The sequence below is a fragment of the Methanosarcina sp. UBA5 genome, assembly GCF_002505485.1.
GTDB lineage: Archaea > Halobacteriota > Methanosarcinia > Methanosarcinales > Methanosarcinaceae > Methanosarcina.
In genome coordinates this window covers 1-11,811 of sequence record NZ_DAVG01000013.1, presented here as the reverse complement: position 1 = coordinate 11,811, position 11,811 = coordinate 1, and the positions used below count along the sequence as shown (strand labels likewise).

Sequence of the window (11,811 nt, the reverse complement as noted above, 5' to 3'; positions counted from 1 at the left end):
CTCTTTCTACCATCATTTCCTTTAAATTTCGATAGCTAATGGGATATTTTAAATACCATCTTACGTTTAATAAGATGATTTCTCCTGCAAAGTGCTTCCATTTAAAGGAATTAGATAGCATATCACTATCTTTGATTTCATTTTTATTTTAGTATATCCCTAGCAGATATTTTTTGCAACGGAACCGGTTTACATGCTTATTCTGAGATTTTTTGCAACGGAACCAATTAATTTATATTAATTTATATGTTTACCTGCCGAAAGTAGGAAATAACTCCCTGCAAAGTTCAATGACTCTGTCCGTTTCTTTTATTTTTTTATCTCCACAGTCCTCTCGGTTTTATTCATTGAACGAGCACGGAAGAGCGATCCTCCCGGTGATGGAGGATATCCTTGCGTGGTGGGCGTCACTACCTCCCTGTAGGGAAAAATAATCCCATTAAGGGTTCTACCCCGATTTCTATGTATATGTACGCTAAGGCCAACCGGTTATGATATTATTTCATGCATCTTGCCTATATTGGCATTAAGAAAAGGAGAAAAACTTCTCTAATAGATCTCTCCTCATCGATTTTGCTTACCCAAAATTAGTAATTATCTCTTAGCGTACACCTACGTTAAAATCGGGACAATATCCTTTTTATAGAATACTTCAAAATACGAACATTTTGAGCTAAAATGTTCGTATTTTGAAGTACCCTATAAAATTAGATTTTTTGAGAAATGCACAGATTTCATATATTTTTACTTGCACGGCTCCCAATAAATTAGTGCTTCGATTCCAAAATTGATTCCTTATTTCCCGGAAAAATTCCCGATCATCGGATCTATTCAAAAATCAAGTTTTATGAAACTATTTCGGAATCGCAGTACTAGTGTTGAGTCAATCACCAAGTATTGAATGGTAATGAATGATTGTAATCTAATTCATACAACATTATTTGGTTGGCAGGACACTAGGAGCGAGAGTAAAGACATAAATTGCTTGTTTTCTTCCTCTCGCAGAGTAAAAAGCAATTTTCTTGCCGTCTGGGCTCCACCGGATATGAATCAGTTGGATCTGTTGTTAACTGCGCTTTTGTTTTCCCATCTGCACCCATAACCCATATACCACTGCTTCCGGTTTTATCAGACAGATATAATATTTTGGTTCCGTCTGGTGAAAAAATGGGGTGTGTATCATTTGCCGCAACCGAACTTTTTGACGGATTGTACATAGAACCCCAAAATGTAAAAAAGTCGCAAAAAGTTACAAAGTAAATGCCCTAGGGTTGCAAGTGTTTGATGCTTATAATATCACCAACATACTGATAAATATAAGAAAGTAGTTAATATTTTAATTGCACATTGTCTGTNNACAGACAATGTGCAATTAAAATTACAAAGGAGCTAATATAAAATGTCAACGCAATTGATAAAAGAACAAAAAATTGAAGCCACACGAGAATCTGAAACTATTATTGATAAACTAGAAGCTGCAGATTATGTGTATACACCTGAATATGTATTTCTCGACATGATTGTATCTGTTTCAAAAGGTCTTCTCACAATGGCTGGTACCAAAATCTTAAACGAACTTAATGAAAACACAGTAAACATGGAGAGAATAAGAGAAGAAATGGCGAAGATCGTACGTGATGCTAATATTCAGAATACTGTTAAAGAAACTGAAGGCAAGATATATGGAACCCTTGAATATATAAATATTACATATGCTAATCGTAAAAAACAAACAACTGACAAAAGAGAACTTTATAATATGTTAAATCAGCATGTTTTAGTTGATTTATATAAATATTGTTCTATTTTAAGTAATGATGAATATAAAAAAAAGGGCATTTCGACTTATGTTGTTGGAGTAAATGTTTTATTCAGTGTTTTACAAGAAATGGCGTTGCAGGATCCAGACGTTTCAGACTATAAAAAATCTAGTCATTTCAAGGATCTGATAGATTATATAGACAAATGCGCTCCATTCTTAAATAACTTAAAAGATGAAATTCTAGGCGAGAGAATGTCTCATGTTCACTCCATAGTTAGATTTCTATCTGGAGGGGTTTACTATTTTTATTACAATGATTCATTTGATCATTATCTTTGCCCCTATAGAACTCTAGGTATGGTACAATGGGATCGGGATAAACGCATTGAAACCTTACTCAACGAAGTCAGCTGGATTGATAAAGTGGTTACAAATTGGATAGAACTTATGCACTAGTACCGTGAAAATTTAATTGTGGATCGCTAGAATAATACAGACAATCAGAATAACTACGAATCAATTTATTATGATAGGAATTCATTGGTCATCGGTTAAGGAATTTTCTTACCTCTGGTCTCGATTTCAATGATAAAATCAAACCCAAATTTTGTACGCTGAAACTGAAATATAAATCAAAATCCAGCTTAATATCAATGAATAATTTGACAAACTTTGTGGAAATCGATGCAATTGATTACGATTCCTCCTTAAACGATAACCAATGGATAAAGGTGCAACCTTTTATTTTACGTTACCAATAAACACTGTTTTATCCTGAAATTATTTCACTTTGAAACTTTTAGTAAGTGTCATATGAACGAATTTTATAAAATTCAAAACTACAGCTTTTTTCCGTTATCAAGAAACATTAATAAAAGTACCTATGTGTTTGTTAGTATTTTTTTGCATTTGATGACGTACTAACAGAAAGAAACAAGCGTATTCCTATATTATTTGTAACAATCGAGAAAACAAACACATAGGCAATTGTGGAAAAATCAGCCTGAAATTGGCAATTTTCATTATAATTATCAGACGATAAAACATAAATAACATTTTTTGTATTACGGCTTTTAACAAAATTGTGCTAGTTCTGCATATTAAGGGTATTTTGTAATTTTTCTGGAATCTGAAACTTTTAGAATATCCATAGGTTTCATGGTAAAACCTATGGATAAACTAGAAGGCAAATTTACAGAACTTTCGCTACACTGCCAAAAATACTTGATCCTGAAATAATTTCGCCTTGAAACTCGTCTCAATTTTTTTCATATATTCATAACTCAAACAACCGAATTCCTGTTCTTAACTATGTTTCTCCATCCTTATTATATGATTGTTTTTATAAAACTATGCTAAATTAATACACGGAGATAGTCTATTATCGAAAATAAGTCGCATGCAAAGAACAAAGAATAGAGGAATGAATCATGAAAAAGCTATCCGATTATTTGCAAGAGCTCGCGGACCATGTGGTGGATGCAGAAAAGAAAGTCGCAGCCGCCGAACAAGCATCCAAGGAAAAGGTAGAAGCCTCGATCCAGAAATCAAAAGCAGATGCTGAAGCAAGGCAGGAATCGTTCAAAGCTGACGTCAAAAAGCGACATGAAGCAACGTATATGCATTGGCAAGAACTCCAGAAAGATTATCATCAGAGTGTTCAGCACATCAAGAACAAAATTAAAACCGAAAAAGAAGCTAAAGAAGTCAAGCAAGCAACACGACGGGCGGATGATGCGGAGGCGTATGCCAAGGCTGCCATCGATTTTGCCATGATGGCGATTGACGATGCCGAAGTGGCAGTGCTGGAAGCGATTGACGCACGGGTATACGCAGAACGTTACCTCAAAAGTGAAAGCGGCGTTTAGATCATTGTGCAATTTGGGTATTTTAGCCCAATGCCTAATAGGCCTAATGGGAGCATAGCTGCTACCAAGTGCAAAGTAGTTTACACATAATAAACATACTTGAAAATAAGGATCAGAAGCTAGTAGTGTCAATTTTACATGTATCAAAAAATTTCTTATTATGACAATATGCTACTAACACAAGGTGACTTCAGGCCTTTATAACACTGATTTATAGCCGCATTAATCCATATGGACTTTTAACTTGATACGGAAAAGCGGATTCAATTGAGCTTTTTGCTAGTTAATTATAAGTTACTTTGCACTTGATGACAGTTATGCTCCCATTGGGCCGAGTTAAGGTCACCAATCAATGCAATCTGGACAAGCGCCCTCGATTGTTCTTACAAGGCGATGTTTTAATCTATTAAGCATTGTCTGTTCTAAAAATTCGGCTTTCTTCAAATCCTCTTCTGATGCGCCGACTCTAGCATCCATAAGTCGCTGTTCTGCTTCACGCAATGCTTTTTTTGCAGAATCAATCGTATTTATTTCTAAGTAAACGATATCACCAAACATCCAATTCGCTGTATTAACTAGACCACTTTTATAATTTTCTGAAATGTGAGTTGTTTTAATCATATCAAGAACAGCATCACGATCATTAAGAGTAAATGGTTCGAAGTCTATAATTTCATTAACCATACTAATACCCTCCAATATACTATGCATGTTAATAGTATATGTATCTGGTGATGTTTCAATTCTTGTTTTAATGGCTCTTGCTCTCGAATAAGCTCTTTTTTTGAGTTGTGGTGCAAAATCTTGGTAGTGTGCCAAAGGTTCTGTGAAATCTGATATTCATTAATTCATAGGTTTTGTGGTAAAACCTGTGTATTTTCCTAAAAATCTAAATTTGCACAATGTTTAGATATACGAACGTTTCTTTATAGAAGATTTACATTTTATGGAAAGTTTTGCAAGTTTTACTATCGTGTTTCGTTATTTGTTGCTAAAAAAGTGGAAAATCTCTAATTTAAATTGCGAGGTCTGAGAAAACTAATAAGAGTCTCATGGCAAAATAATTTCAAGATGAATAAAATTTATTTTACTCTTATTTAGAAGATTCTTTACTGAATATCATAAGGCGATATCTCCAAAGTGCACAACTATCTTTGCTATCACACTCTGTTACTTTTACACTATCACCTGAACTACAATCGATACAGTTTTGATATATTGCATGTAATAGCTCCTTCTTGCTACAAGATACCATACTTACACCTCTATGACTTATGACTTCTGACGTAAAATCAAGTACAGAACTTTTAATATTATATAAATATTCCACTTTCTTTAGGATACTTTTTTATCCTGAGATTATTTCGCATTCAAAAATAGGCATGGAGCCTATCCCAAAACCAATTTTATTCCCACATCAATAAGAGTTTTCAGAACTATTTTCTATGATCAGAAACTCTATTGATTATTCAGAATACGAGATTCAGAGGAGCAATTTTGAGTTTTGGGATTAGCTCATGTAATAAATAGAGTAAAACATACACAGGTTTTGTTGTAAAACCTGTGCATAATATGTAAAGCTAATTTACAGAAGACTTGATACACTGCCTTCAGTGGCAGTGTACTGATTCTTCTGTAAATTTGCTTTCTAGTTTTCATAGGTTTCATGGCAAAACCTATGGATATTCTAAAAGTTTAAGATTCCTGAAAAATCACGAAATACCTCTAGTATGCAAAATTGACATAACTTTACTAAAAGCCGTAATACAAAAAATGTTATTTCTGTTTTATCGTCTGATTATTATAATAAAAATTTCCATTTCAATGCAAATATTGGTTCCGTTGCAAAAAATATCTGCTAGGGATATACTAAGATAAAAATGAAATCAAAGATAATGATATTTTGAAGGAAATGATGATAGAAAGAGGAATTCAAGTTGATCACAGTACTATAATGAGATGGGTGCATCAATATTCTCCTGAAATAGAAAAGAAGATCAGAAGACATTTAAAACCAACAAATGACTCTTGGAGAGTTGATGAAACCTATATCAAAGTAAAAGGTAAATGGAAATATTTTTACCGAGCAGTTGACTCAAATGGAGATACAATTGATTTCATGTTAAGTGCAAAACGCAATAAAAAAGCAGCGAAGAGATTNNATCAAATTCCAAGAGTAATAACCGTTGATAAGAATCCAGTTTATCCACCTGCTATAAATGAACTGAAAAATAACAAAATGTTACCTCAAAATGTAAATCTTCGACAAATTAAGTATTTAAATAATATTGTTGAACAGGATCATAGATCTATAAAACGGATAGTGTGTCCAATGTTAGGTTTCCAGTCTTTTTCTACGGCTATTAAAACTATAAAAGGAATTGAAATCATGCATATGATAAAAAAGGACAGGTTGATACTTTAAATCAATGTGTCCGTGCTGAAGTCAATTTTATAAATCAGTTATTCGAAATAGCTGCCTAAATCTGGATGTTATTTGAGATATTCTGTTTTTTTATGTTCTTTGTTGTGAAACTAAATTTTTGCTTCAATATCATGATTTTTTGCAACGGAACCCGATAAAATGTTGCTTTAATTCAGGTCGCTTATTTGAATGTTAACGGTTTAATGCTATCATAGAAAACTATCCCAAGGTCATTTTTCTGTACAATATAAAATTGGTACATAATTATGACGCTTAGGTATATAAATATAGACCATTAAGACTTGCTTATAAATTACGAACCAGATCTTTAAGGTGTTGATAATTGATGGTTGTGATATTATGGTAAAATTAGATGAAGAGATGAAAACTGCATTTTCAAAGGTTAAGATTTTTCCTGTAGCTACAGCCTCAAAGGATGGAATTCCAAATGTAGTACCTATAGGGTTCTGCCAACTTATCGATGATGATACAATCTGGATTGTGGATAATTTCATGAGTAAATCCTTAGCAAACTTAAAAGAAAATCCTAATGTTGCAATTTACGTTTGGGGTCCTGATACAGGTGGCTGCTTTCAAATAAAAGGTAAAGCAATTGTTATCGAATCGGGAGAAAAGTTTGAAAAAATGAAGTCAATTGTGCATACAGCAAAACCCGGACTTCCTGCAAAGACTCTTATAGAAGTTCAGATTTCCAACGTCTTTCAATGTGCTCCTGGTCCAAATGCAGGACAGAAATTGCTTTGATCAAAGTAAAGGTGAACTCAATATGGACTCCTCTAGCATGGATAGAGAAAAGTTCTGGGATGCACAAACTTTTGCAATAATCACTGATCACACAAAGCCGGCTATGAAATGGACAGCCTCTGAACTCAAAAGCAGAGGTAAAAAAGTATATCTTGTGGACCTTTCCCAAAAACCTGATCGAGATTCACTTACAGACCTGGCTGAAATCCCCGTAGACGTAGATCATGTGGTTATTGGAGTCACAAATACCGAACCAGGCGATTTAATTCCTATTCTTGAAGGAAAAGGCATAAAAAAAGTATGGCTTCACTGGAGAACTGATACTGAAAAATCCGCGGAAGCCTGCCAAAAACAGGGATTTAAGTGTATAACTGGATACTGCCCAATGATGTATCTCGGTAACGGGTTAAGCATTCATGGTATGCACAGGGGAATTGTAAAGATTATGGGAAAGTACTAAAATTTAGCAAATGATTCAGGAATATCCATCCTAGATAATTCAGTAAACCATGGGGGAAAAAAACATAATCCAAATTGCTCTTTATGGGAAAGGAGGCATAGGGAAGTCAACCATTGCTGCAAATCTCTCGGCTGCCCTTGCTGATTTGAAAAAAAGGGTGTTGCAGGTCGGCTGCGACCCAAAACACGATTCTACTCGTCTGCTCCTTGGAGGGGCCGATATCCCCACAGTGTTGGACTATATGCGCAAAAATCCTCAGGAAGCGCAGCATCTTGAAGCCGTGGTCTTTGAAGGCTATGGAGGCATTGCCTGCATAGAAGTCGGAGGTCCAAAACCCGGAATAGGATGTGCAGGTAGGGGAATACTGAGTAGCTTTGAGGTCTTAAAACGCCTAGGGCTTAGAGCTTCCTCTTTCGACGTCGTTCTCTATGATGTTCTTGGGGACGTAGTCTGTGGAGGGTTTGCACTTCCCCTCAGGAAAGAATATGCTGATGCGGTTTTTCTGGTGACTTCAGGGGAATATATGGCCCTATACGCAGCCAATAATATCCTCCGGGGAATCCAGAATTTCGAGGACACAGCCCCCAGAGTTGCAGGCATCATCTTCAACAGACGCGGACTTTTCGCTGAAGAGAAAAGAGTTTATGCCTTTGCTCAGGCAGTAGGGCTGCCTGTAGTAGCCTCCCTTCCCAGGGATGAAGTATTTTCTAGGGCTGAAAAAGCCGGAAAAACCCTTGCTGAAGCCTTCCCTTCTTCTGTCCCTGCAAATGTTTTCAGGGAGTTAGCAAGATATGTTGAAACCCTGGAAAAGAATCGGAGCCTGCTCTACCTTGCCAACCCCCTAAGTGACTTTGAGCTTGAAGCCTTGGTGCTTGGAAGGCGTGAACGACCCGATATAAAGTCATTTGAAATAGGTTCTGTATCCGAAAAAAGGCAATATGCTGAATCTGTTCCTATCAGACAAGAAAACGGATCTTCCACGAAAATCCACATGAAGATACCCGAAGCAAGTTCTGAAAATAGCTGTAAATTGATTCCCGAAATACAACCTGTAGAAATTTTCACGGGAACTTCCAAAAAAGTGTCTACGCCATCTCCAATAGTATTTACTTCTAGACCGCTTCTTTATGGTTGCGCTTTTTCAGGGGCTGTAACTGCGACTTTTCAGGTTAACGATGCTGCTACCGTTCTACACGGGCCAAGAAGCTGCACTCATTTTATAACCGATGCCCTTGTAGGCTCATTTTTAAGGGGAGGAAGAATAAATATACAGACTAACGATGAAAGGCAGATCTCTAGCCTCTTACCCACAGATATAAACGAAGAGGAAGCAATTTTCGGGGGATTTGAAAAGCTTGAGAGGAAAATCGAAGAAGCCCTTTCAGCTGGCTGGCGAACTGTTTTTGTGGTGAACACCTGCCCCACAGGGATTATAGGCGACGACATAAAAAAGGCAACCTCAAGAGCGAAAGTCCGTTTTCCCGGAGCAAGAGTTATCCCCATTCCTGTAGAAGGAGTTATTACAGGAGACTTTTCGACTGGATTGCTTGAGGGCTATAAAAAAGTTGCTGACCTGATTGATCCTTCTGTAAAGCCTGAAAAAGGTCTGGTCAATATTATTGGAGAAAGGAGTATTTCCCTGAGGGACGAAGAACACTTCCATACTGTTGAGAAGCTCCTCAAAAGGTTGGGTTACAAGGTCAATTGCAGGTTTTTAAAAAGGACAGACACTCTTTCCCTTCGTTCTTTTAAAAAAGCGGAAATCAACTTGTTAGCCTATGATGACCCAGATACCCGAAACATGCAAGCATACCTTTCTGAGCGTTTCGGGGTTGAGTTTTTTGAGCTTCCATTTCCTGTGGGTTTCCAGGAAAGTTCTCTCTGGGTGAAAGCCCTAGTAGCACGTCTGCTCCCTGGAAAAGATTTCACACCCCTGCTGCAGGAGCAGGAAAAGATGTATAGATTAGGGATTGAAAAATATGCTCCTTATCTCTCAGGTAAGCGCGTACTTTTGGTGAACTACACAGAGAACAGCGGATGGGTGCTGGACACCATCCAAGATCTAGGAATGGAAATTATCAAAGTTGGAATTCCAGTCTCTTTTTTTGAGAGGAAAAACCTCAACCTCCAGTCTCACGAAAATTTCCCAATAGAGAGGAACTATACTGATGAAAAAAGAGAAAGGGATATTAAGATTTTCAAGCCAGACTTTGTCCTTTCGAATTATGCACTTTCGGTCCCTGAAGATGGAGTGCATTACGATACCATCCCCTTTTCCCCACGGGTGGGGTTCCTTAGTGGGCTTGAGCTTGCAAAACGCTGGAGTACACTTCTACGGCTTCCAGCTGTGGAAGGATGGAAGTATGACGGTGGTGATGAATGTTGATTTTTTCTCCTGATTCTTTTACAGGTTCTATCATGGCGGTAGAAGGGATCAGAGATGCGGCTGTGCTCCTGAACGGGCCTACAGGATGCAAGTTATACCATGGTTTTCTCTCAGACAGACAATTTCCCAGAGAAAGTTCACATGACCCCCTGGCATTCCAGGATGAGTTCTATGTCGGGCAGCCTAGAGTTCCCTGCACCTGCTTGGATGGGGAAGACTACATTCAAGGTTCCCTTGAAAAATTTGAGAGAGCACTTACAACAATAGCAGCAAAGGAAAAAGGCTTACTTGTGGTGATTAATTCCCCAGGAGCAAGCCTTTTGGGAGACGACCTGGAAGGTGTAATTAAAAAAGTAAGGATGCAGGACCGCTGTTTTGTGATAGAAAATACAGGTTTTTCCCTTCCCGCAGCAACTGGCTTTGAAAATACTGCCCTTACCCTGCTCAAGCACCTGAATCTTCAGGCCTCCCATAATATAGGCTCTTCAAAAAAAGTGAATCTGATTGGGCTTTCCCTGCTCAATAAACACTGGGAAGGCTCAGTTACAGAAATGAAGCGGCTTCTGGCTTTTCTTAACCTGGAGGTAGGAACCGTTTTCCTTGCCGGAACTTCCCTCAATGAAATCCGGAAGTCAGGCGAAGCAGCCTGTAATATCGTTATTTTCCCCGAATACGGAAGAAGGATTGCAGAATGGTATAAAGAACATTTTGGGATCCCAGCTGTGTTTTCTCCTTTTGGGGCTCCCCTTGGGTTTGATGCGATTGAAAGCCTGCTGAGGGAAGTTGCAGCTGTTTTGGATATCAACCCTGCACCTGCCCTCGCAGAAGTCCATAAAGCCAGAAAGGTAAGTTATCAACAGATTTCGCGTTTCCATTCTTTCTCAGGGCTTCCCAAAGGAGCCAGTTTTTCAGTCAGGGCTGAAAGTTCCCTTGCCTATTCCCTTATACACTGGCTTTATTCTTACTTGGGAATGGCTCCTCTTGCAGTAAAACTACTTCCTGGAAGCGATCCTAAAGCAGCAGAAAATCTCAGAATATTTCTAGAAGAAAATGGTTTTTTTGAAGCATGGGATAAAGATCTTACCCTTGAATCGGTGGACATTGCCTTTGCAGATGGTCCTACTCTGCAACTTTTAAAAGCAAAGGAATGTTGCAAAACAGGCATTGAAATAACCATTCCTGAAGAGGGATACATCCACTTTCTCCCTAAGACATATCTGGGAGTTTTGGGTGCCCTCCTCCTTCTAGAAGAAATCATTAACGGATTACGCTCTAGCCAATAACCTTCTATAAGGGGTAGAGCTAGGGTTCGTGTCCACAGACCTTCTGCAATAGCACTCAATGAAACTCCCAAGGAATTCCATATTTCCACTGGACGATGTCAGAAAATTTAAATCAAATTTACTGCAGAAGGTCTGTGGACATGAACATTAACTTCTTCGGTTCCGTTGCAAATAATTATAAAATAGAGTTATTAAATCTAATTTTTCAGGATATTTTAATCCGAACGTTGTATGCTAAAAGGTTCGTATTTAAGGATATTTTGTGAAGACAATAATTTCACAGATATCAATAAAAATTCATATAATTAACTATTTATGTTCAACGATGTGTATATCATAACGAGTTCAATTTGATCTATTAAATGAATCGAGGTCTACAGACGAAATGCCCTTACTTAATATCTAGACATAAACCGAGAAGTGACAATAAATATAAATGCGTAGTCACTCGTGTTCATTGCATATTAACACTTGAAGAATTGTCTAAATATTGTGATGTTGAAGGAGAAAGTGCGTTTCTTACTTGTCCCCGATTCCTACAAAAATTAAGATCTAAATAAATACAGTATCGAAATTTAAGCTAATTTTAACGTCCCAGAACATTGATTTTCTATCAATACCAACGTTTTATGTGAAAACGTTCGTATGTCGGCCTAGTACCAACGTAGCTGTCACCACCTGCAATACAGAGTCAATTAGAATTTACAGAGTCAATTAGAATTTAGTGTCATTTACTTTACCCTTGGTGACAGCTACGCTGGTATCGGGCCTAAAAACAAGGAATTCAGATTAAAAAGTTGCAGTAAGTTACAAAAATTGTGAGATAGACCTTAAGTTAGATTCTTCTTTATTTCTTCAAGTT

The 11,811-nt window shown here is 37.3% G+C and carries 7 protein-coding genes and 2 pseudogenes; 7 read left to right on the top strand and 2 right to left on the bottom strand.

From position 1 onward, the window contains the following. A pseudogene (locus tag BP621_RS00970) lies at positions 1-121 on the bottom strand (IS6 family transposase); the annotation flags it as partial. A gap of 1,278 nt (positions 122-1,399) precedes the next feature. Between BP621_RS00970 and BP621_RS00965 the strand changes: the two are divergent. Both BP621_RS00965 and BP621_RS00960 read left to right on the top strand, forming a co-directional pair. Then, positions 1,400-2,218: a hypothetical protein gene (locus BP621_RS00965; protein WP_292387391.1), complete on the top strand. Its 819-nt coding sequence runs from the start codon at positions 1,400-1,402 to the stop codon at positions 2,216-2,218. 974 nt (positions 2,219-3,192) lie between these two features. Next, on the top strand, positions 3,193-3,630 hold the full coding sequence (locus tag BP621_RS00960; RefSeq protein ID WP_292387390.1) for a hypothetical protein: 438 nt from the start codon (positions 3,193-3,195) through the stop codon (positions 3,628-3,630). Between the two features lie 342 nt (positions 3,631-3,972). Here the strand turns inward: BP621_RS00960 and BP621_RS00955 are convergent, their stop codons facing one another. Next, the gene (locus tag BP621_RS00955; RefSeq protein WP_292387387.1) at positions 3,973-4,314 is read right to left on the bottom strand and encodes a hypothetical protein; all 342 of its coding nucleotides are present in this window, start codon (positions 4,312-4,314) and stop codon (positions 3,973-3,975) included. A gap of 1,219 nt (positions 4,315-5,533) precedes the next feature. Between BP621_RS00955 and BP621_RS00950 the strand changes: the two are divergent. From BP621_RS00950 to BP621_RS00930, 5 genes and pseudogenes are all read left to right on the top strand, one after another. Continuing rightward, positions 5,534-6,114, top strand: a pseudogene (locus tag BP621_RS00950) (IS6 family transposase); the annotation flags it as partial. A 301-nt stretch (positions 6,115-6,415) separates the two neighbouring features. Beyond that, positions 6,416-6,820 carry a pyridoxamine 5'-phosphate oxidase family protein gene (locus tag BP621_RS00945; protein WP_292387384.1) on the top strand — a complete coding sequence of 135 codons (405 nt, stop codon included), beginning with the start codon at positions 6,416-6,418 and terminating at the stop codon, positions 6,818-6,820. Positions 6,821-6,842: 22 nt separating this feature from the next. After that, positions 6,843-7,280: a CoA-binding protein gene (locus BP621_RS00940; protein ID WP_292387381.1), complete on the top strand. Its 438-nt coding sequence runs from the start codon at positions 6,843-6,845 to the stop codon at positions 7,278-7,280. A gap of 49 nt (positions 7,281-7,329) precedes the next feature. Then, a complete protein-coding gene (locus BP621_RS00935) occupies positions 7,330-9,666 on the top strand; it encodes a nitrogenase component 1 (protein WP_292387378.1) in 2,337 nt (778 codons plus the stop codon). Beyond that, entirely contained in the window at positions 9,660-10,949 is a 1,290-nt protein-coding gene (locus BP621_RS00930; RefSeq protein ID WP_292387376.1) for a nitrogenase component 1, read from the top strand. Before BP621_RS00935 ends, BP621_RS00930 begins: the two co-directional genes overlap by 7 nt. Positions 10,950-11,811 lie beyond the last annotated feature (862 nt).